The organism is Streptomyces humi, from assembly GCF_001005085.2.
Classification (GTDB): domain Bacteria; phylum Actinomycetota; class Actinomycetes; order Streptomycetales; family Streptomycetaceae; genus Streptomyces; species Streptomyces humi.
In genome coordinates, this window is sequence record NZ_LBMU02000037.1 from 18212 (window position 1) to 39281 (window position 21070).

A 21070-nucleotide genomic window follows, 5' to 3' on the forward strand; every position below is an offset into this window, starting at 1 on the left:
GGTATCGGCATGCCCAGCGATTTCTTCTTCCCTGACCCCACCGGTCAGGTGCCCAGCGCCGAGGGCTACTTCGGCGCCTTCGGCGGCAAGTTCATCCCGGAGGCCCTGGTGGCCGCCGTGGACGAGGTCGCCGTCGAGTACGACAAGGCCAAGAGCGACCCCGAGTTCGCCCGCGAGCTCGACGACCTGCTGGTCAACTACACCGGCCGCCCCAGCTCCCTGACCGAGGTCCCCCGCTTCGCGGAGCACGCGGGCGGCGCCCGCGTCTTCCTCAAGCGCGAGGACCTCAACCACACCGGCTCCCACAAGATCAACAACGTGCTCGGCCAGGCCCTGCTCACCAAGCGCATGGGCAAGACCCGGGTGATCGCGGAGACCGGCGCCGGCCAGCACGGCGTCGCCACCGCCACCGCCTGCGCCCTGTTCGGCCTCGAGTGCACCATCTACATGGGCGAGATCGACACCCTGCGCCAGGCCCTCAACGTGGCCCGGATGCGCATGCTCGGCGCCGAGGTCATCGCCGTGAAGTCCGGCAGCCGCACCCTCAAGGACGCCATCAACGAGGCGTTCCGCGACTGGGTGGCCAACGTCGACCGCACCCACTACCTCTTCGGCACGGTCGCGGGACCCCACCCCTTCCCGGCCATGGTCCGCGACTTCCACCGGGTCATCGGCGTGGAGGCCCGCCGCCAGCTCCTGGAGCGCGCCGGCCGCCTCCCCGACGCGGCGGTCGCCTGTGTCGGCGGCGGCTCCAACGCCATCGGCCTCTTCCACGCGTTCATCCCCGACGAGACCGTCCGCCTCATCGGCTGCGAGCCGGCGGGCCACGGCATCGAGACCGGCGAGCACGCGGCCACCCTCACCGCCGGCGAGCCCGGCATCCTGCACGGCTCCCGGTCCTACGTCCTCCAGGACGACGAGGGCCAGATCACCGAGCCGTACTCGATCTCGGCCGGTCTGGACTACCCGGGCATCGGCCCGGAGCACTCCTACCTCAAGGACTCCGGCCGCGGCGAGTACCGCGCGGTCACCGACGACGCCGCGATGCAGGCCCTGCGCCTGCTCTCCCGCACCGAGGGCATCATCCCGGCCATCGAGAGCGCCCACGCACTCGCCGGTGCCCTGGAGGTCGGCAGGGAGCTCGGCAAGGACGGCCTGATCGTCGTCAACCTGTCCGGGCGCGGCGACAAGGACATGGACACCGCCGCGCGCTACTTCGGCCTGTACGACACCGACGCCGAGGTCGCCGCCGACGCCACCGCCACCGCCGAGATCGAGGGGGACGCCAAGTGAGCGGGAACATTCAGCTGCTGGACGAGACCCTCGCCGCGGCCAAGGGCGAGGGCCGTGCCGCGCTCATCGCCTACCTCCCGGCCGGGTTCCCGACCGTGGACGGCGGCATCGAGGCGATCAAGGCGGTCCTCGACGGCGGCGCGGACGTCGTCGAGGTGGGGCTGCCGCACAGCGACCCCGTCCTGGACGGCCCGGTCATCCAGACCGCCGACGACATCGCCCTGCGCGGCGGCGTCAAGATCGCGGACGTGATGCGCACGGTCAAGGAGGCCTACGAGGCCACCGGCAAGCCGATCCTCGTCATGACGTACTGGAATCCCATCGACCGCTACGGCGTCGAGCGCTTCACCGCCGAGCTGGCCGAGGCGGGCGGCGCCGGCTGCATCCTGCCCGACCTGCCGGTCCAGGAGTCGGCGCTGTGGCGGGAACACGCCGAGAAGCACGGCCTCGCGACGGTCTTCGTGGTGGCGCCGAGCAGCAAGGACGAACGGCTCGCCACGATCACCGCGGCGGGCAGCGGCTTCGTCTACGCGGCGTCGCTGATGGGTGTCACCGGTACGCGTGAATCGGTCGGCGCGCAGGCCCACGACCTGGTCGACCGGACCCGCGCCACCGGTACCGGGCTGCCCGTCTGCGTCGGCCTCGGCGTCTCCGACGCGGTCCAGGCCGCCGAGGTGGCCGGGTTCGCCGACGGTGTGATCGTCGGCTCGGCCTTCGTGAAGCGGATGCTGGAGGCCCCGGACGCCGCGGCCGGTGTGACGGCGGTCCGTGAACTCGCCGGTGACCTGGCGAAGGGCGTGCGCGGACAGGCGTGACCCTCAGGGGTACCTCCGGGCATGACAGAACATTCGGTCACTCGAACGGGTGGACCTGGGACCGGGGAGGCGCGGTGCGCCTCCCCGGTTCGTTCTGGGGGTGTGAGCGAGAAGAATCGTGACGGAAAGCGGATGGCCCGCGAACGGCTGGCGGCCGAGCGCGCGAAGCACAGGGCCGCGGACAGGCGGCGGCGCGCACTGATCGTGGGCGCGAGCGTGGTCTGCGTGCTGGGCCTGGCCGCGGTGATCGGCGTCGTCGCCGCGAACGCGGGCAAGGACAAGAAGAGCGAGAGCTCGGGGCCGGTGGTGGCGCCGTCGGGCGCGCAGGGCAAGGACAGTCTGGCGATCCCGGTCGGCCAGGACGGCGCCAAGGCGACGCTCACCGTCTGGGAGGACTTCCGCTGCCCGGCCTGCAAGGCCTTCGAGACGGCGTACCGGCCCACGCTCCACGAGCTGGTCGACGCCGGGAAACTCAGGATCGAGTACCACCTGGCCACCCTGATCGACGGCAACCTCGGCGGCAGCGGCTCCCGGCACGCGGCCAACGCGGCGGCCTGCGCCCAGGACGCCGGGAAGTTCCGCGACCTCCACGACGTGCTCTACGAGAACCAGCCCGAGGAGACCGACGACGCCTTCGCCGACAACGGCAAGCTGATCGAGCTGGCCGGCAAGGTCAAGGGCCTCGACACGCCGGCCTTCCGCAAGTGCGTCAACGACGGCACGCACAACGCCTGGGTGGTGAAGTCGAACCAGGCCTTCCAGGCGGGCGGGTTCAGCGGCACGCCGACGGTCCTGCTCGACGGAAAGAACATCTACCAGGACCAGACGATGACGCCGGCGAAGCTGAAGCAGCTGGTCGAGGACGCGAACAAGGGGTAGGCGGGGGTAAGCGATTCTCACACCCCTGTTATGGAGCCGTAGCCGGGCTGGTTGCCGTCGGCCCGGTCCGGCACGGTAGCGTCGACCCTGCCATGGAAACAATCGCCTACATTCCCAGCCCTTCGCGCGGAGTGATCCACCTCGGTCCCATTCCGCTGCGCGGCTACGCCTTCTGCATCATCATCGGTGTCTTCGTAGCCGTCTGGCTCGGAAACAAGCGCTGGATCGCCCGCGGCGGGCGGGCCGGCACGGTGGCCGACATCGCTGTCTGGGCCGTGCCGTTCGGCCTGGTCGGCGGGCGTCTCTACCACGTGATCACGGACTACGAGCTGTACTTCAGCGCCGGCCGTGACTGGGTCGACGCGTTCAAGGTGTGGCAGGGCGGCCTCGGTATCTGGGGTGCGATCGCGCTCGGCGCGGTGGGTGCGTGGATCGGCTGCCGGCGGCGTGGCATCCCGCTCCCGGCGTACGCCGACGCCATCGCCCCCGGTATCGCCCTGGCCCAGGCGATCGGCCGCTGGGGCAACTGGTTCAACCAGGAGCTGTACGGCCGCGAGACCCACGTGCCCTGGGCCCTGCACATCACCTCGTCCGAGGGCGGCCGGGTCCCGGGCTACTACCACCCGACGTTCCTGTACGAGTCGCTGTGGTGCGTCGGCGTCGCCTTCCTCGTGATGTGGGCCGACCGGCGCTTCAAGCTCGGTCACGGCCGTGCCTTCGCCCTGTACGTCGCCGCGTACTGCGTGGGCCGCGGCTGGATCGAGTACATGCGCGTCGACGACGCCCACCACATCCTCGGTCTGCGGCTCAACGACTGGACCGCGATGATCGTGTTCCTGCTCGCGGTGCTGTACATCGTGGTCTCCGTGAAGAAGCGGCCGGGCCGGGAAGCGGTGGTCGAGCCGGGGGCGGCCGACGAGGAGACCGACGGTGGTGCCGCGGCCGACGGCACCGACGGCGCCGCCGGGACCGAGGCGGCTCCCGAGGCGGAGGCCGCCGGGAGCGCGCCGGAAGCGGAGCCCGAGCCGGAAACCGGGGACGAGGCCGAAGAGGTCAAGGACGAGGCCGGATCGGCCCCGACCAAGAAGAGCTGACCTCCCGCGACACGACGAAGAGGGCGCCCGAGCTGGTCTCGGGCGCCCTCTTCGCATGCCGACGCGTCCGGGCCGCGGCACGTCCGGCACCGCCGGACACCACCGTCGTGGCCGAACGCCGTCGCGGCGGTCAGAACCCACTGACGATGAGGAATGACCGCCGGCGAGGAATCACCAGGGCCAGGAACCACCGGCGGTCGGGAATCCCCAGGGTCAGGAACCACCGGCGGCCGGGAATCTCCGCGGTCGGGAACCGCCGGTGGTCTGCAATCGACCGGCGGTGGGGAATCGCCGCGGTCGGGTACCGCCGGTGGTCTGCAATCGACCGGCGGTCGGGAGTCGCCGCGGTCGGGTACCGCCGGTGGTCTGCAATCGACCGGCGGTGGGGAGTCGCCGCGGTCGGGTACCACCGGTGGTCTGCAATCGACCGGCGGTCGGGAATCTCCGCGGTCGGGAACCGCCGGTGGTCTGCAATCGACCGGCGGTGGGGAATCGCCGCGGTCAGGGACGCCGGTGGGCGGGGATTGTCGTGGTCTGGGGTTATCTGTGGTGGGTGAGGGACAGGGTTCTGCGGGCTGCTGCCACCACCGCCGCGTCGATGAAGCTGCCGTCGGGGAGGGCCTGGGCGCCCTGTTCCGTGGTGGCCGCCTTGATGACGGTCTCCGCCTGTTCCACTTCGGCCTCCGTGGGGAGGTAGGCCCGCTCGATGATCGGGAGCTGGCGCGGGTGGATGGCGGCGCGGCCCAGGAAGCCCAGGGCACGGCCGTGGGCGCAGGACGCGGCCAGACCCTTGAGGTCGCGGGTGTCGGGGTGCACCGACTGGGGCGGCGGGGCGAGACCCGCCGCCCGGGCGGCGACCACGATCCGGGAACGGGACCAGTCCAGGCCGATGTCGTCCCGGACGCCCAGGTCGGCCCGCAGGTCCGCCTCGCCGAGGGAGATGCCCCGCAGGGCGGGATGGGCGGCGGCGATGGCATAGGCGTGCTCGATGCCGAGCGCCGACTCCAGGAGGGCGTAGAGGGGGAGGGCGGTGGTCCGGCCGGCGACGTGGTGGATGTCGGCCGGGCTCGACACCTTGGGCAGCCGCAGCCCGTCGAGGCCGGGCAGACCGAGCAGGGCCTTCAGGTCGGCCTCGGCCCACGGGGTGTCCAGGCCGTTGATCCGGACGTGCACCGGGACCGGCCGCCGGTGGGTGAGCAGCTCGGCGGTGGCGGCCCGGGCGTAGTCCTTGCGGTCGGGGGCGACCGCGTCCTCCAGGTCGACCACCACGACGTCCGTTCCGGAGGCCAGCGCCTTGGTGACGACACGCGGCCGGTCCCCGGGGACGTACAGCCAGGTCAGCGGGAACGGCACGGCGGTCATACGGCGCCCTCCTCGCGCAGTGCCCGCACCTGGGCCCCGGTCAGACCCAGTTCGGTGAGGACCTCGTCGGTGTCCGCGCCGTGCGGGCGGCCCGCCCAGCGGATCGCGCCGGGGGTCGCGGAGAGCCGGAAGAGGACGTTCTGCATGCGCAGCGGTCCCAGTTCGGGGTCGGACACGGTGGTGATCGTGTTCAGCGCCTGGTACTGGGGGTCCGCCATGACGTCCCGGACGTCCTGGATCGGGGCCACCGCCGCCTCCGCCTTCTCGAACTCGGCCAGCACCTCGGCGCGGGAGCGGGTGGCGACCCAGTCACCGACGGCCGCGTCCAGGACGTCGGCGTGCGCGGCCCGGTCGGCGCCGGTCGCGAACCACGGCTCGTCGATCAGCTCGGGGCGCCCGACCAGCCGCAGCACGCGCTCCGCGATCGACTGGGCCGAGGTGGAGACGGCGACCCAGTCCCCGTCCGCCGTGCGGTAGGTGTTGCGCGGGGCGTTGTTGGCGGACCTGTTGCCGGTGCGCTCCTGGACGTAGCCGAGCTGGTCGTACCAGGTGGGCTGGGCGCCGAGGACGGTCAGGATCGGTTCGATGATCGCCATGTCGACGACCTGGCCCTCACCGGTGCGGTCCCGGCCGGCGAGCGCGGTCATGACGGCGTACGCCGTCGCGAGCGCCGCGATGGAGTCGGCGAGACCGAACGGCGGCAGCGTGGGCGGCGCGTCCGGTTCGCCGGTGATCGCCGCGAACCCGCTCATCGCCTCGGCGAGGGTGCCGAAGCCGGGACGGTGGGCGTAGGGGCCGAACTGCCCGAAGGCGGTGACCCGGGTCAGGATCAGCCGGGGGTTCACGGCGGACAGCTCCTCCCATCCCAGGTCCCACTTCTCCAGGGTGCCGGGACGGAAGTTCTCGATGACCACGTCGGCGGTCGCGGCGAGTTTCAGCAGTGTCGCGCGGCCCCCGGGCCTGGACAGGTCGAGGGTGATGGCGCGCTTGTTGCGGCCGAGGACCTTCCACCACAGGCCGACGCCCTGTCTGGCCGGGCCGTGACCACGGGAGGGGTCGGGCTTGGCGGGGTGCTCGACCTTGACGACCTCGGCACCGAAGTCACCGAGCAGGGTGGCGGCGAGGGGACCGGCGAAGAGGGTGGCGAGGTCGAGGACGCGCAGTCCGCCGAGGGGCTGGGGCTGTGTTGTCGTACTCATGCCGTGTACTGGGCCTCGATCTCGGGGCGGTACGGCATCGACGTGGACGCCCCCTCCCGCTGGACGGCGAGCGCGGCCGCGGCGGCGGCCCAGGACAGGGCCTCGCGGACCGGTTTCTCCTCGGCGAGGGCCACCGCGAGCGCGCCGACGAAGGTGTCGCCTGCGCCGGTCGAGTCGACGGCGGTCACCCGGGGCGCGGGGATGACGAGAGGAGCGGCGTCGCGGGTCAGGTAGAGGCTGCCGGCCGCGCCGAGCGTGACGACGACCTGGGGCACGAGGCCGAGCAGCGCGGCGGCGGCATCGCGCGGGTCGGTGCGCTCGGTGAGCGCCGCCGCCTCCCGTTCATTGGCCACCAGCAGGTCGATGCTGTCGAGGAGTTCAGCCGGGAGGGGGATGACGGGGGACGGCGTGAGGATGGTGTGCACGCCGTGCCTGCGGGCGGCCTGCGCACCGGCCACGACCGCCGCGAGGGGGATCTCCAGCTGGAGGAGGAGCGTGTCGGCGGACGCGATGACACCTTCGTCGCCCGGGGCGAGATGGTCGACGGTGCCGTTCGCGCCGGGGACCACGACGATCGCGTTGCCGCCCGCGTCGTCCACGACGATGTGCGCGGTGCCGGAGGGGCACTCGATGGTGCGCAGCGAGTCGGTGTCCACTCCGGAGTGTTCCAGGGTCTCGCGCAGCCGGGCGCCGTAGGAGTCGTGGCCGACCGCGCCGATCATCGAGACGGTGGCGCCGGCGCGGGCGGCGGCGATCGCCTGGTTGGCGCCCTTGCCGCCGGGGATCGTACGGAACTCCCGTCCCGTCACGGTCTCGCCGAGACGGGGCGCCTTCTCGGCGTACGCGACGAGGTCCATGTTCGTGCTGCCGAGTACGGCGATATGGGTCATGGGCGGATCGCCTCCAGGTGGGTGAGGTGGGCGAGGGCGTCGAAGCCGGTGCCGTCGAAGCCGGCGACCGAGGTGGCGAGTCGGTTCTTGAGCGGGGTCGTCCAGCGGTCGGGGAGGGCGTCGGGGTCGCCCGCCAGCAGTCCGGCGACGGAGCCCGCGGTCGCGCCGTTGGAGTCGGTGTCCCAGCCGCCGCTCACCGCGCGGGTCACGGCGCCGGTGAAGTCCCCGTCGGCGTGGGCGAGGGCGGCGGCGATCAGGGCGGTGTTGGGGACGGCGTGCACCCAGTGGTGGGTGGGGGAGTGGGTGCGGTGGAGTTCGTCCACGACCGTGTCGAAGTCCTCGTGGGTCCCGGCGAGCCGGATCGCGTGGTCGAGCGCGGCGGCGAGGCGGGAGCGGGGCGGGACCACGGAAAGGCCGGTGCGCAGACAGGCGTGGACGTCCTGGGTCCCGGTGGCGGCGGTGGCGATGACGGCCGCCGTGAACATCGCCGCGTAGACGCCGTTGCCGGTGTGCGTGAGGGTGGCGTCGCGATGGGCCTGTTCGGCGGCGGCGGCCGGATCGCCCGGGTTGGTCCAGCCGTGCACGTCGGCACGGATCAGGGCGCCGATCCACTCCCGGAAGGGGTTGCGGTGACGGGCGGTGTACGGGGGTTCGACACCGCTGAGAAGGTTGCGGTAGGCGACGCGTTCGGCGGTGAAGGTGCGGCCCGCGGGGAGTTCGTCCAGCCAGAGCCGTGCCACGTCGGCGGTGGTGAAGTCACGGCCGTCGCGTTGGAGGAGGAGGACGTTCAGAAGGGGGTAGTTGAGGTCGTCGTCCTCGGGCATGCCGTCGATGTTCTCGGCGAGGGAGGTGGGCGCCGAGCGGCGGTTCCAGGGGTGCGCGGCGAGCAGTTCGGCCGGTACGCCCTGGGCGGTGAAGTAGTGGTTCAGCGGCCAGTTGCCGGCGGCCCGGGCGAGGTCGCGGATGGCGTGCAGGGGCAGTTTCTCCACGGGTTTCCCGAGCAGACACCCGACGGCCCGCCCGAGCCATGCGGCGTGGTAGGGCAGCGCCCCGTCAGCGGCGCGGGATGCGGGCAGCGCCCCGTCAGCGGCGCGGGGGGTGGGCAGCGCCCCGTCAGGGGCGCGGGGAACTGCGCGACCAGCCACATCGCACCCGCAGTCGCACGACGGCCCGCACCGTCCTGCCCGTGGCGTCGTCGGCCACTCAGGACACAGCGCCTTGATGTCGGCCAGCTCCGTCGGCTCGTTCAACCTGCTCGGCAGATCCGCGAGTTCGTCCAACAGGTCCTCCGCCAGCTGCCGCAGATAACGGGACGCCCGGTCCGGCGACGCCCCGGCCCGCGCGGGCGCCTCCGCACCCCCCGCCGCCCGCCATCGCGCCTCGACCGCCGCCGGCTCCCGCCCGTCCTGCCGCGCCTGGCGCAGCTCGTGGCCGAGCAGGTCCTCCGGCTGGACCCAGGTCAGGCGGAGCAACTCGGGCCTCCGAGCCGGACGAAGGACTCCTCGTGGGCGCGCCGGCGTTCGAGGTCGCGGGCGAAGACCTGCCGGGCCACGCCGGTCAGGACGCGCGGCGGCTCCCAGAGGTCGAGGCGGCTCGCCTCCGCCACCGTCTTCGACCACTCCTCCGGCACCGGCGAACCCAGTGCCCCGGCGACCGCGCCCGCCATCGTCGCGATGGAGTCGCAGTCCCGGCCGTAGTTGACGGAACCGAGCACGGCCCGCCGGTAGTCGCCGTCGGCCACCAGCAACATGCCCAACGCGACCGGGAGTTCCTCGATGGCGTGCAGACGGGAGGGGCGGCGGGCGCCGAGCGAGGGGGAGCGGTAGTCGGGCCCCACCGTGTCGTAGGGGGCGACCGCCTCGCGGAGCGGAACGAGCGCCGACTCGAAGTCGGAGTGGCGCACGGCCTCTTCGCAGACGCGCTCGATCGCCTCGCGGGTGCCGTCCTTGGCCAGGGACAGGCAGGCGGTGACGACGGAGTCCGGGGTGGCCCCGGGCGCGGCCCCCGCCGCCACCGCCGCCGCGAAGACGCCCGCCGCCTCCCTGCCGTAGGACGACTGGTGGGCGCCCGCGACGTCCAGCGCCTCGGCATAGGCGGCGCCCGGGTTCGCCGCGTTGACCAGGCCGACCGGCGCCATGTACATCGCCGCACCGCAGTTGACGATGTTGCCGGCACCGGCCTCCCGCGGGTCGATGTGGCCGTAGTGGAGGCGCGCCGCCAGCCATTTCTCCGCGAGGAAGATCCGGTGCAGCGGGATGGTCTCCGCCTCCAGCTCGGGGATCCAGCGCGGGTTGGTCATCAGGTCGGGGACCAGGTGGTCGGCGATCGCGTACGCGTCGAGGTGATCGCGGACGCGGTCGTACACCCGTACCAGCGCATGGGTCATCAAGGTGTCGTCGGTGACGTGCCCGTCGCCCTTGTGGTACGGCGCGACAGGGCGGGCGGTGCGCCAGGCGTCGCCGTTCCAGGGGCCGACGACGCCGTGCACGCGGCCGCCGTGGCGTTCGAGGATCTGGTCGGGGGAGTAGCCCTCGACCGGGCCGCCGAGGGCGTCGCCGACGGCGGCCCCGACGAGGGCCCCGGTGATCCGCTCGTCGAGCGAAGCACCGGTGCTTTCTTCTCCTTTGGGCGTCATGCACCGAATCATCCACCTGGACGGGCCGGTTGTGCGGCTTCCAGGAGTCCGGCGAGTTCCACGAGGTCGGTGCCGGTGAGCCGGGGGAGGGCGCAGCCGGAGAGGGTCCGGCAGGCGTCCCGCCAGGACGGCGGGATCGACTCGGCGCCGCCGAGGGCGCCGGTGAGCGCGCCGGCCAGCGCGGGGGCGGAGTCGGCGACCCGCGACAGACAGGCGGCGGCCGGTACCGCCTCGGCGATCCGGCCGCGCGCGGCGGTGGCCAGGGCGAGGGCGACCGGGACGGTCTCGGCGGCCGCGATGCCGTAGCTGTAGACGTGGTCGACGATCTGGTGTTCGAGGAGGGGGACGGCGGCGAACGCGGTGTCCGTCGCGCCGGTGAGGGTCAGGGCGTGGCGGGCGTTGCGGCCGATCTCGGTGGACTCGGGGAGTTCGGCGAGGGCGGCGGCCACGCAGGTCTCGACCTCGGCGCCGGCCAGGGCGAGGGCGAGGGCGGCGGCCATGGCGCGGGCGCCGTGCACGCCGTCGCCGTCCTGGGTGTAGCGGGCGTCGAACTCGGCGAGGTCGGCGGCGCGTCGCGGGTCGCCCGGGTGGGCGACGGCGAGCGCGCAGGCGCGGACGCAGGCGGCGTCGTCGAAGTAGTGCGGGTTGTCGTGACCGGATGCCGGCGGGCGCAGACCGGTGGCGAGGTTGCCGAGACCGGCGCGGACGGAGATGCGGGCGCGCAGCGGGAGCACGGCGGACTCGACCTCGGGGGCGCGTTCCGCGGCGGCGGCGACCTCGGAGGCCACGGCGGTCCAGGTGAGGTCGATGGCGGCGCGGGTGCGGAGCTCGCGGCTGAGGTCGCCGAGGAGGGTGTCGTCGCCGGCGCGGAGGACGGCCTCGGCGGCGAAGGCGGCCCACTCGGCGTCGTCGGAGGGGCCGAGGCGGAGCGGCTCGGGGGGCTGGTTGAGGGCGATGGGGACGGGGAGGGTGGTGGTCGCGTTCTGCTCGGCGAAGGTGTCCAGTTCGCGGGTGAGGCGGCGGGTCCACTCCGGCATGCGGGCGGCGCGGTGCCGGGCGGCGGGCCAGCCGGCGGCGTCCCCGGCGGCGAGGCCGAGCAGCAGCCCCTCGATCCGACGCCGGTTCACCGCCGGCCCTCGCTGCCGCTGACGCCCAGGGGGCTCCGCCCTCTGGACCCGCGAAGCCTCGCCCGCCGACCCCCCGACTCACTCGGGAGAAAGGGGGACGCCGAGGGGGGTGGTTCGGCTGCTGGAGAGGCAGGTGTCTCGGCCGGCAGGACGGCCGGCAGGGCGGCCGGTGCGGTGGCCGGCAGGGTGGTCGGTGCGGTGGCTGGCAGGGTGGTCGGCAGGGTGGTCGGTGCGGTGGCTGGCAGGGTGGTCGGCAGGGTGGTCGGTGCGGTGGCCGGCAGGGCGGTCGGTGGGGTGGTCGGTGGGGTGGTCGGTGTCGTCGGCCGGGGTGCGGCCGACGGTGGCGAGGGACGGTGCTCGGTCTCCGCCGGTGCCGCCCCCGTCAGCCGTTCCGCCACCTCCAGCACATGCTGTCCCGCCATCGACGGCAGACAGCTCCCGCGAGCCGGGCCGATCGCCGCTCCCCATTCCGGCGGGATCGCGGCCTCGCCCCGGGTCGCCCCCGCCAGCGCGCCCGCCACCGCCGCCGTGGTGTCCGCGTCGCGGCCCATGTTGACGGCGGTCAGCACCGCGTCCCGGAAGTCGCCGTCGGCCGCCGCGTACGCGCCGAAGGCCAGGGCCACCGCCTCGGGGGCCAGGTCGGTCCACGGATAGCCGCCGATGACCACCGCCGAGCGGACCGCCCGCTCCCCGCGGTGGGCCACCGACACCGCCCGGCGCAGCGAACGCGCCGTCCAGGAGTCGTCCGGGATCACCGCGAGCGCGGCCGCGACCACCGCCGTGGGGGGAGCTCCCGCCATGGCCGCCGCCACGCCCGCCGCCACCGCCTGGCCGCCGTAGATGCCCTCGCCCTCGTGGCTCACGGAGCCGTCGATGGCGACGAGACGGGCCGCTTCGGCGGGGCGGCCGGCCGCGAAGACCCCGAAGGGTGCCGCCCGCATGGCCAGGCCGTCGCTCCAGGCGTGCCGGTGCTGGGCGGAGATCGGCGCGGCGAGGCCCCGGCGCAGGTTCTCCAGCGTGCCGCGTTCGCTGAAGCCCGCGCCCCGGAAGGGGCCCTCGGCGCGGCTGGCGATCCACTCGTGCCAGGCCGCCTCGACATGGCCGGGGGTGAGCGCCGAGCCGTGCCGGGCGAGGAGCAGACCGGAGAAGATCGCGTACTCCGTGTCGTCGGTCCCCGCGGGGTTGTCGGTGACGTACCCCGTGATGCGGCCCCAACGGGCGCGGATCTCGGAGGGCTTCATGTTCTCCGCCGGCGCTCCGAGCGCGTCCCCGACGGCCAGCCCGAGCAGCGCGCCCCGGGCCCGCTCGCGCGGGGCGGGGGCGGGCTCGTCGGGGAAGGGGACCGAGGTGGCGCGGACGACAGATGGCATGGGCGGGCCTCTCCGGGAGGGGCTTCGCGCGCGGGCGCGGAACCGTTTGCGGATGTGTCCCACCAACGGCGGTTGACCGCAGCCTCCGACGTCTCTGCATCACCCGGTCGACAGCTGTGCAGACCTTCGCACACCTGAGCGGAGAAGGGTAAAACCGCAGGTTAGCCCAGCCTTTCCTTGCTGGCGGCACGGAATGCGGCGACGTACTGTGGCGTTGTCAAAAGATAGAACTTGTCCAAAGTTAGCTTTGCCTCAGCTTATGCGAGGCCGCCTGCCGAGACTTCTGGGGGACCCCTCATGGCCATCATCGAAACCGAAGCGACGCTCCACGAAGCCCACCGCGACAACCACACCCACCGGGACGTCAACGGCGGCTGGCTGCGGCCCGCGGTCTTCGGTGCCATGGACGGCCTGGTCTCCAACCTCGCGCTGATGACCGGCGTGGCGGGCGGCGCCGTCGGTCACCAGACCATCGTCATCACCGGCCTCGCGGGGCTCGCCGCCGGTGCCTTCTCCATGGCGGCGGGCGAGTACACGTCCGTCGCCTCGCAGCGCGAACTCGTCGAGGCCGAGCTGGACGTCGAGCGCCGGGAGCTGCGCCGTCATCCGCAGGACGAGGAGGCCGAGCTGGCCGCGCTGTACGAGGCGAGGGGTGTGGAGCCGGCGCTCGCGCGGGAGGTCGCCCGGCAGCTGTCGGCCGATCCCGAGCAGGCGCTGGAGATACATGCGCGCGAGGAGCTGGGGATCGACCCCGGTGATCTGCCGTCGCCGCTGGTCGCCGCGGTGTCGTCCTTCGGGTCGTTCGCGCTGGGCGCCCTCCTCCCCGTACTGCCGTTCCTGCTCGGTGCCACCGCTCTCTGGCCCGCTCTGCTGCTGGCCCTCGCCGGGCTGTTCGGCTGCGGTGCCGTGGTGGCCAAGGTGACCGCGCGGAGCTGGTGGTTCAGCGGGCTGCGGCAGCTCGCCCTCGGTGGCGCGGCGGCCGGTGTGACGTACGCCCTGGGCACGCTGTTCGGAACGGCCGTAGGATAGGTCTACCGCTACTTATGCGTTGGGCCGCATAAGTAGCCGTTACTCGCTGGTTTCGAATGCTTAACCACTGGGCATGAGCCGTAAGCGCCGCAGGCAATGACGCCTGTCGTGCACCTTCGGGGTGACACGACGCTCATCCCCACCCCCTTGGACCGATGGACACAGATCTGTCCTGATCGGTCCCCCACCGCCTTCACCGCCTGGTGCGGTACCCCGCCGTACACCCCTGCGGCGTCCGCATGTTGGAACGGTGTATCCGGTTCCCGAGAACCGCTCCATCATGTAACCTGCGTGAAATTTCGCAACAAAAACGCAGAGGGCCAGCGTCGTCCCTCGGCACCTGCTATATGCCACTGACGACGACGGGAGAGCCGATGCGTACGCCGCGCCAGCCGTCCCAGCACTCCGCGAATGGCCAGAACTGGTCGTTCATGGATGCTCGCCCTGCTGCGCAGGGTATGTACGACCCCCGCAACGAACGCGACGCCTGTGGCGTCGGCTTCGTGGCCACCCTCACCGGCGAGGCGAGCCATGCGCTGGTCGAGCAGGCGCTCACGGTGCTGCGCAACCTGGAGCACCGCGGCGCCACCGGTTCCGAGCCGGACTCCGGCGACGGCGCGGGCCTGCTCTCCCAGGTGCCCGACACCTTCTTCCGTGAGGTGGCCGGATTCGACCTGCCGGCGGCCGGTTCGTACGCCGTCGGTATCGCCTTCCTCCCGGAGGACGGCACCGAGGACGCCGTCTCGCGGATCGAGACGATCGCGGACGAGGAGGGCCTCACCGTCCTCGGCTGGCGCGAGGTCCCGGTCGCCCCGGAACTGCTCGGCGCCACCGCCCGCTCCACCATGCCGGTCTTCCGGCAGGTCTTCGTGACCGACCACGCCAGCGAGGGCATCGCGCTGGACCGCAAGGCGTTCGTGCTGCGCAAGCGCGCCGAGCGCGAGGTGGGCGTCTACTTCCCGTCGCTGTCCGCGCGGACCATCGTCTACAAGGGCATGCTGACCACCGGCCAGCTGGAGCCCTTCTTCCCGGACCTGTCCGACCGCCGCTTCTCGTCCGCGATCGCGCTCGTGCACTCCCGGTTCTCCACCAACACCTTCCCCTCGTGGCCGCTCGCCCACCCGTACCGGTTCGTCGCCCACAACGGTGAGATCAACACCGTCAAGGGCAACCGCAACTGGATGGTCGCCCGCGAGTCCCAGCTGGTCTCCGACCTGTTCGGCCCGCAGGAGAAGCTCGACCGGGTCTTCCCGATCTGTACGCCCGACGCCTCCGACTCGGCGTCCTTCGACGAGGTGCTCGAACTCCTGCACCTGGGCGGGCGTTCCCTGCCGCACTCCGTGCTGATGATGATCCCGGAGGCGTGGGAGAACCACGACTCCATGGACGCGGCCCGCCGCGCCTTCTACGGCTACCACTCCACGATGATGGAGCCCTGGGACGGTCCCGCCTGCGTCACCTTCACCGACGGCTCCCAGGTCGGTGCCGTGCTCGACCGCAACGGCCTGCGCCCCGGCCGCTACTGGGTCACCGACGACGGCCTGGTCGTCCTCGGCTCCGAGGTCGGCGTCCTCGACATCGACCCGTCGAAGGTCGTCCGCAAGGGCCGCCTTCAGCCCGGCCGGATGTTCCTCGTCGACACCGTCGAGCACCGCATCATCGAGGACGACGAGATCAAGGCGTCCCTCGCCGCCGAGCAGCCGTACGCGGAGTGGCTGGAGGCCGGCGAGATCGAACTCGGCGACCTGCCCGAGCGCGAGCACATCGTGCACACCCACGCCTCGGTCACCCGCCGCCAGCAGACCTTCGGCTACACCGAGGAGGAGCTGCGCGTCATCCTGGCGCCGATGGCCAAGGCCGGCGCCGAGCCGATCGGCTCCATGGGCACCGACTCGCCGATCGCCGCGCTGTCCGCCCGGCCGCGGCTGCTCTTCGACTACTTCACCCAGCTGTTCGCGCAGGTCACCAACCCGCCGCTGGACGCCATCCGGGAGGAGCTCGTCACCTCCCTGCGCTCGTCCCTCGGCCCCGCCGGCAACCTGCTGGAGCCGACCGCCGCGTCCTGCCGCAGCGTCGTGCTGCCCTTCCCGGTGATCGACAACGACGAGCTCGCCAAGCTCATCCACATCAACGCCGACGGCGACATGCCCGGCTTCAAGGCCGCGACCCTGTCCGGCCTGTACCGGGTCTCCGGCGGCGGCGACTCCCTCGCCGCGCGCATCGAGGAGATCTGCGCCGAGGCCGACGCCGCCATCGAGAACGGCGCCCGGCTGATCGTCCTGTCGGACCGCCACTCGGACGCCGAGCACGCGCCGATCCCCTCGCTGCTGCTCACCGCCGCCGTGCACCACCACCTCATCCGCACCAAGCAGCGCACCCACGTGGGCCTGCTCGTCGAGGCCGGTGACGTCCGCGAGGTCCACCACGTCGCCCTGCTGATCGGCTTCGGCGCGGCCGCCGTCAACCCGTACCTGGCCATGGAGTCCGTCGAGGACCTGGTCCGCGCGGGCACCTTCCTGCCGGGCATGGAGGCGGAGCAGGCCATCCGCAACCTGATCTACGCCCTCGGCAAGGGCGTCCTGAAGGTCATGTCCAAGATGGGCATCTCGACGGTCGCCTCCTACCGCGGCGCCCAGGTCTTCGAGGCCGTCGGTCTCGAAGCGGGCTTCGTGGAGAAGTACTTCAACGGCACCGCCTCCAAGATCGGTGGCGTCGGCATCGACGTCGTCGCCAAGGAGGTCGCCGCCCGGCACGCCAAGGCCTACCCGGCCTCCGGCATCGCCCCGGCGCACCGTGCCCTCGACATAGGCGGCGAGTACCAGTGGCGCCGTGAGGGCGAGCCGCACCTGTTCGACCCGGAGACGGTCTTCCGCCTCCAGCACTCGACGCGCTCGAACCGCTACGACATCTTCAAGAAGTACACGGACCGCGTGAACGAGCAGTCCGAGCGCCTGATGACGCTGCGCGGGCTCTTCGGTTTCAAGAGCGACCGCCCGTCGATCTCCATCGACGAGGTCGAGCCGGTCTCCGAGATCGTCAAGCGCTTCTCCACCGGCGCCATGTCGTACGGCTCCATCTCGCGCGAGGCCCACGAGACCCTCGCCATCGCCATGAACCAGCTGGGCGGCAAGTCCAACACCGGTGAGGGCGGCGAGGACCCGGACCGCCTGTACGACCCGGCGCGGCGCAGCGCGATCAAGCAGGTCGCCTCCGGCCGCTTCGGCGTCACCTCCGAGTACCTGGTCAACGCGGACGACATCCAGATCAAGATGGCCCAGGGCGCCAAGCCCGGCGAGGGCGGCCAGCTGCCCGGCCACAAGGTCTACCCGTGGGTCGCCAAGACCCGGCACTCCACCCCGGGTGTCGGTCTGATCTCGCCGCCGCCGCACCACGACATCTACTCCATCGAGGACCTGGCTCAGCTGATCCACGACCTCAAGAACGCGAACCCGAAGGCCCGGATCCACGTCAAGCTGGTCTCCGAGGTCGGCGTCGGCACGGTCGCGGCGGGTGTGTCCAAGGCGCACGCGGACGTGGTGCTGATCTCCGGTCACGACGGTGGTACGGGTGCCTCCCCGCTGACCTCGCTGAAGCACGCGGGCGGTCCCTGGGAGCTCGGCCTCGCCGAGACCCAGCAGACCCTGCTGCTCAACGGCCTGCGCGACCGCATCGTCGTGCAGACCGACGGCCAGCTGAAGACCGGCCGTGACGTGGTGATCGCCGCGCTGCTCGGCGCCGAGGAGTTCGGTTTCGCGACCGCGCCGCTCGTCGTCTCGGGCTGCATCATGATGCGCGTCTGCCACCTCGACACCTGCCCGGTCGGCGTCGCCACCCAGAACCCGGTGCTGCGCGACCGCTTCAACGGCAAGGCCGAGTACGTGGTGAACTTCTTCCAGTTCATCGCCGAGGAGGTCCGCGAGATCCTCGCCGAGCTGGGCTTCCGCACCATCGAGGAGGCCGTCGGCCACGCGGAGGCGCTGGACGTCACCCGTGCCGTCGACCACTGGAAGGCGCAGGGCCTGGACCTGGCCCCGCTCTTCTACGTGCCCGAGCTGCCCGAGGGCGCGGCCCTGCACCAGACGATCGCGCAGGACCACGGCCTGGAGAAGGCCCTGGACAACGAGCTGATCAAGCTCGCCGCGGACGCCCTGGCCGCCTCCAGCGCCACCGACGCCCACCCGGTGCGCGCCCAGGTCAAGGTGCGCAACATCAACCGCACGGTCGGCACCATGCTCGGCCACGAGGTGACGAAGAAGTTCGGCGGCGCGGGCCTGCCCGACGACACCATCGACATCACCTTCACCGGCTCGGCCGGCCAGTCCTTCGGCGCCTTCCTGCCGCGCGGTGTCACGCTCCGCCTGGAGGGCGACGCCAACGACTACGTCGGCAAGGGCCTGTCGGGCGGCCGGGTGATCGTCCGTCCGGACCGGAACGCAGACCACCTCGCGGAGTACTCCACCATCGCGGGCAACACCATCGCCTACGGTGCGACCGGCGGCGAGCTGTTCCTGCGCGGCCGGACGGGCGAGCGGTTCTGCGTCCGCAACTCCGGCGCGACCGTCGTCTCGGAAGGCGTGGGCGACCACGGCTGCGAGTACATGACCGGTGGTCACGCGGTGGTCCTCGGGGAGACGGGCCGCAACTTCGCGGCCGGTATGTCCGGCGGCATCGCGTACGTGATCGACCTGAACGTCGACAACGTCAACGCCGGCAACCTGGAGGCCGTCGAGGCGCTCGACGACACCGACAAGCAGTGGCTGCACGACGTGGTGCGCCGGCACGCCGAGGAGACCGGCTCCACGGTCGCCGAGAAGCTGCTCGCCGACTGGGACACGGCCGTGCAGCGGTTCAGCAAGATCATTCCCGGTACTTTCAAGGCAGTGCTCGCCGCCAAGGACGCCGCCGAGCGAGCGGGTCTCTCCGAGACGGAGACCCACGAGAAGATGATGGAGGCGGCGATCAATGGCTGACCCGAAGGGCTTCCTGAACCACGGCCGTGAGGTCGCCGAGACCCGCCCCGTCGCCGACCGTGTCCGGGACTGGAACGAGGTCTACGTCCCCGGCTCGCTGCTGCCGATCATCAGCAAGCAGGCCAGCCGGTGCATGGACTGCGGCATCCCGTTCTGCCACAACGGCTGTCCGCTCGGGAACCTGATCCCCGAGTGGAACGACTTCGCCTACCGCGAGGACTGGACGGCCGCGTCGGAGCGGCTGCACGCGACCAACAACTTCCCGGAGTTCACCGGTCGCCTCTGCCCGGCCCCCTGCGAGTCGGCCTGCGTGCTCGGCATCAACCAGCCGGCCGTCACCATCAAGAACGTCGAGGTCTCCATCATCGACAAGGCGTGGGACGCGGGCACCGTCGCCCCGCAGGCCCCCGAGCGCCTGTCGGGCAAGACCGTCGCCGTCATCGGCTCCGGCCCGGCGGGCCTGGCCGCCGCCCAGCAGCTGACCCGGGCCGGCCACACGGTCGCCGTCTACGAGCGCGCCGACCGCATCGGCGGCCTGCTCCGGTACGGCATCCCCGAGTTCAAGATGGAGAAGCGGCACATCAACCGCCGTATCGAGCAGATGCGCGCGGAGGGCACCCGCTTCCGTACCGGGATCGAGATCGGCGTCGACCTCAAGGCGACCGACCTCAAGAAGCGGTACGACGCGGTCGTCATCGCCGCCGGCGCCACCACCGCCCGTGACCTCCCGGTCCCCGGCCGTGAACTCAAGGGCGTCCACCAGGCGATGGAGTACCTGCCGCTGTCCAACAAGGTCCAGGAGGGCGACTACGTCACCTCCCCGATCACGGCCGAGGGCAAGCACGTCGTCGTGATCGGCGGCGGTGACACGGGCGCGGACTGCGTGGGCACCGCCCACCGCCAGGGCGCGGCCTCCGTCACCCAGCTGGAGATCATGCCCCGGCCGGGCGAGGACCGCGCGCCGAACCAGCCGTGGCCGACCTTCCCGATGCTCTACAAGGTCACCTCGGCGCACGAGGAGGGCGGCGAGCGGGTCTACTCCGTCTCCACCACCCACTTCGAGGGCGACGAGGACGGCAACGTCCAGTGGCTGCACCTCACCGAGGTGGAGTTCGTCGACGGCAAGCTGACCTCGAAGCCGGGCACCGAGCGGAAGATCCCGGCCCAGCTGGTCACCCTGGCCATGGGCTTCACCGGCACCGACCGGGTCAACGGCCTGGTCGAGCAGTTCGGCGTCGACCTCGACGAGCGTGGCAACGTCGCCCGCGACGCGGACTTCCAGACCAGCGTCCCCGGTGTCTTCGTCGCCGGTGACGCGGGCCGCGGCCAGTCCCTGATCGTCTGGGCGATCGCCGAGGGCCGCTCGGCCGCCAAGGGCGTCGACCGCTTCCTCACCGGAGCGAGCGACCTCCCGGCCCCGATCCGCCCGACGGACCGCTCGCTGATGGTCTGACACCCCCCGAAGAACGTCCCGTACAAAGGCGTACGGAACACTGACGGCGCCTGCCCCACAGTCCCCGACCGGACGACCGGGCAGGCGCCGCCGCATGTCCGCTGATCAAGTAACCTCGGCCTCCTGACCACGGGGCGAGGGGAAGCAGACGATGGCCGCGATCAGTCTCAGCAAGGTGGAGCGGACAGCGCCCGCCCTCGTCGGTGCCTACCGCTCCGCCGGGATCTCCCTCACCAAGCACGGACTCGACGGCCTGCGTGCCGCCGTCTACCTGGTCGTCGACTACTCCGGCTCGATGAAGCCGTACTACGCGGACGGCAGTGTGCAGGCGCTCGCCGACCGGGTGCTCGGTCTCTCCGCGCACCTGGACGACGACGGCCGGGTGCCCGTCGTCTTCTTCTCCACCGACATCGACGCGGTCACCGACATCGAACTCGCCGGGCACGAGGGCCGGATCGAGAAGATCGCGGCCGGGCTCGGGCACATGGGGAAGACCAGCTACCACCTGGCCATGGACGCCGTGATCGACCACTACCTGGACAGCGGGTCCACCGCGCCCGCCCTGGTCGTCTTCCAGACCGACGGCGGCCCGATCAACAAGCTCGCCGCGGAACGCTACCTGTGCAAGGCGGCGAAGCTGCCGCTGTTCTGGCAGTTCGTCGGCTTCGGCGACCCGCGCAGCAAGCAGTTCGACTTCCTGCGCAGGCTCGACGAGCTGGCGGTGCCGGGGAAGCGGGTGGTGGACAACGCGGGCTTCTTCCACGCCGGTTCGGACCCGCGGAAGGTCCCGGACGGGGAGCTGTACGACCGGGTCGTCGGCGAGTTCCCGCAGTGGCTGGCGGCGGCGCGGGCGGCGGGCATCGTCGGGCCGGGCGGCGGAGCGGGCGTCGGGCCGGGCGTCGGAGCGGCCTGAGTTTACGTCGCCCCGTTGGCTGTAGCGCTCCGGCGTGCCAC

At 72.1% G+C, this 21070-nt stretch carries 15 protein-coding genes; 8 read left to right on the top strand and 7 right to left on the bottom strand.

Annotated elements, in window-relative coordinates; genetic code table 11:
* The first annotated feature begins 9 nt into the window (after nt 1–9).
* The 4 genes from trpB (at nt 10) to lgt (ending at nt 4081) form a co-directional block, all read left to right on the top strand.
* Nucleotides 10–1293 carry a tryptophan synthase subunit beta gene (gene trpB, locus AAW13_RS16080; RefSeq protein ID WP_046729578.1) on the top strand — a complete coding sequence of 428 codons (1284 nt, stop codon included), beginning with the start codon at nt 10–12 and terminating at the stop codon, nt 1291–1293.
* Nucleotides 1290–2108: a tryptophan synthase subunit alpha gene (gene trpA, locus AAW13_RS16085; protein ID WP_046729579.1), complete on the top strand. Its 819-nt coding sequence runs from the start codon at nt 1290–1292 to the stop codon at nt 2106–2108. Before trpB ends, trpA begins: the two co-directional genes overlap by 4 nt.
* Before the next feature lie 102 nt (nt 2109–2210).
* Complete coding sequence (locus AAW13_RS16090; protein WP_046729580.1) at nt 2211–2987, top strand: DsbA family protein; 777 nt, start codon at nt 2211–2213, stop codon at nt 2985–2987.
* 92 nt (nt 2988–3079) lie between these two features.
* Nucleotides 3080–4081 (top strand): prolipoprotein diacylglyceryl transferase, encoded by a 1002-nt coding sequence (lgt, locus tag AAW13_RS16095; protein WP_063777064.1) that lies wholly within the window; start codon nt 3080–3082, stop codon nt 4079–4081.
* Nucleotides 4082–4621: 540 nt separating this feature from the next.
* On the opposite strand, the gene AAW13_RS16100 is transcribed toward lgt, so the two are convergent.
* Genes AAW13_RS16100 through AAW13_RS16130 form a run of 7 tightly spaced genes read right to left on the bottom strand, consistent with a single transcriptional unit; the run spans nt 4622 to nt 12664 of the window.
* The gene (locus AAW13_RS16100) at nt 4622–5443 is read right to left on the bottom strand and encodes an HpcH/HpaI aldolase/citrate lyase family protein (RefSeq protein ID WP_046729582.1); all 822 of its coding nucleotides are present in this window, start codon (nt 5441–5443) and stop codon (nt 4622–4624) included.
* Nucleotides 5440–6642, bottom strand: a complete 1203-nt coding sequence (locus tag AAW13_RS16105; protein ID WP_046729583.1) for a CaiB/BaiF CoA transferase family protein — start codon at nt 6640–6642, stop codon at nt 5440–5442. Before AAW13_RS16105 ends, AAW13_RS16100 begins: the two co-directional genes overlap by 4 nt.
* The gene (gene rbsK / locus AAW13_RS16110) at nt 6639–7532 is read right to left on the bottom strand and encodes a ribokinase (RefSeq protein ID WP_046729584.1); all 894 of its coding nucleotides are present in this window, start codon (nt 7530–7532) and stop codon (nt 6639–6641) included. Before rbsK ends, AAW13_RS16105 begins: the two co-directional genes overlap by 4 nt.
* Nucleotides 7529–9004 (bottom strand): ADP-ribosylglycohydrolase family protein, encoded by a 1476-nt coding sequence (locus AAW13_RS16115; protein WP_046729585.1) that lies wholly within the window; start codon nt 9002–9004, stop codon nt 7529–7531. Before AAW13_RS16115 ends, rbsK begins: the two co-directional genes overlap by 4 nt.
* Nucleotides 8992–10167 carry an ADP-ribosylglycohydrolase family protein gene (locus AAW13_RS16120; RefSeq protein ID WP_046729586.1) on the bottom strand — a complete coding sequence of 392 codons (1176 nt, stop codon included), beginning with the start codon at nt 10165–10167 and terminating at the stop codon, nt 8992–8994. The genes AAW13_RS16115 and AAW13_RS16120 overlap by 13 nt, the downstream gene beginning before the upstream one ends.
* Nucleotides 10168–10175: 8 nt before the next feature.
* Entirely contained in the window at nt 10176–11294 is a 1119-nt protein-coding gene (locus tag AAW13_RS16125) for an ADP-ribosylglycohydrolase family protein (RefSeq protein ID WP_046729587.1), read from the bottom strand.
* Nucleotides 11291–12664, bottom strand: a complete 1374-nt coding sequence (locus AAW13_RS16130) for an ADP-ribosylglycohydrolase family protein (RefSeq protein WP_420855467.1) — start codon at nt 12662–12664, stop codon at nt 11291–11293. The genes AAW13_RS16125 and AAW13_RS16130 overlap by 4 nt, the downstream gene beginning before the upstream one ends.
* 297 nt (nt 12665–12961) lie before the next feature.
* On the opposite strand from AAW13_RS16130, the gene AAW13_RS16135 reads away from it, so the two are divergent.
* The 4 genes from AAW13_RS16135 (at nt 12962) to AAW13_RS16150 (ending at nt 21029) form a co-directional block, all read left to right on the top strand.
* On the top strand, nt 12962–13693 hold the full coding sequence (locus tag AAW13_RS16135) for a VIT1/CCC1 transporter family protein (RefSeq protein WP_046729588.1): 732 nt from the start codon (nt 12962–12964) through the stop codon (nt 13691–13693).
* A gap of 374 nt (nt 13694–14067) precedes the next feature.
* On the top strand, nt 14068–18663 hold the full coding sequence (gltB, locus tag AAW13_RS16140) for a glutamate synthase large subunit (RefSeq protein WP_071659570.1): 4596 nt from the start codon (nt 14068–14070) through the stop codon (nt 18661–18663).
* A complete protein-coding gene (locus AAW13_RS16145; RefSeq protein WP_046729590.1) occupies nt 18656–20116 on the top strand; it encodes a glutamate synthase subunit beta in 1461 nt (486 codons plus the stop codon). The genes gltB and AAW13_RS16145 overlap by 8 nt, the downstream gene beginning before the upstream one ends.
* A gap of 151 nt (nt 20117–20267) precedes the next feature.
* Nucleotides 20268–21029: a VWA domain-containing protein gene (locus AAW13_RS16150; protein WP_046729591.1), complete on the top strand. Its 762-nt coding sequence runs from the start codon at nt 20268–20270 to the stop codon at nt 21027–21029.
* The last annotated feature ends 41 nt before the right edge of the window (nt 21030–21070 follow it).

Excerpts from the sequence above, each read along its gene's own strand:
- trpB (WP_046729578.1), top strand. The coding sequence starts at position 10 with ATGCCCAGCGATTTCTTCTTCCCTGACCCCACCGGTCAGGTGCCCAGC.
- lgt (WP_063777064.1), top strand. The coding sequence starts at position 3,080 with ATGGAAACAATCGCCTACATTCCCAGCCCTTCGCGCGGAGTGATCCAC.
- AAW13_RS16100 (WP_046729582.1), bottom strand. The coding sequence starts at position 5,443 with ATGACCGCCGTGCCGTTCCCGCTGACCTGGCTGTACGTCCCCGGGGAC.
- AAW13_RS16105 (WP_046729583.1), bottom strand. The coding sequence starts at position 6,642 with ATGAGTACGACAACACAGCCCCAGCCCCTCGGCGGACTGCGCGTCCTC.
- rbsK (WP_046729584.1), bottom strand. The coding sequence starts at position 7,532 with ATGACCCATATCGCCGTACTCGGCAGCACGAACATGGACCTCGTCGCG.
- AAW13_RS16120 (WP_046729586.1), bottom strand. The coding sequence starts at position 10,167 with ATGACGCCCAAAGGAGAAGAAAGCACCGGTGCTTCGCTCGACGAGCGG.
- AAW13_RS16130 (WP_420855467.1), bottom strand. The coding sequence starts at position 12,664 with ATGCCATCTGTCGTCCGCGCCACCTCGGTCCCCTTCCCCGACGAGCCC.
- AAW13_RS16135 (WP_046729588.1), top strand. The coding sequence starts at position 12,962 with ATGGCCATCATCGAAACCGAAGCGACGCTCCACGAAGCCCACCGCGAC.
- gltB (WP_071659570.1), top strand. The coding sequence starts at position 14,068 with ATGCGTACGCCGCGCCAGCCGTCCCAGCACTCCGCGAATGGCCAGAAC.
- AAW13_RS16145 (WP_046729590.1), top strand. The coding sequence starts at position 18,656 with ATGGCTGACCCGAAGGGCTTCCTGAACCACGGCCGTGAGGTCGCCGAG.
- AAW13_RS16150 (WP_046729591.1), top strand. The coding sequence starts at position 20,268 with ATGGCCGCGATCAGTCTCAGCAAGGTGGAGCGGACAGCGCCCGCCCTC.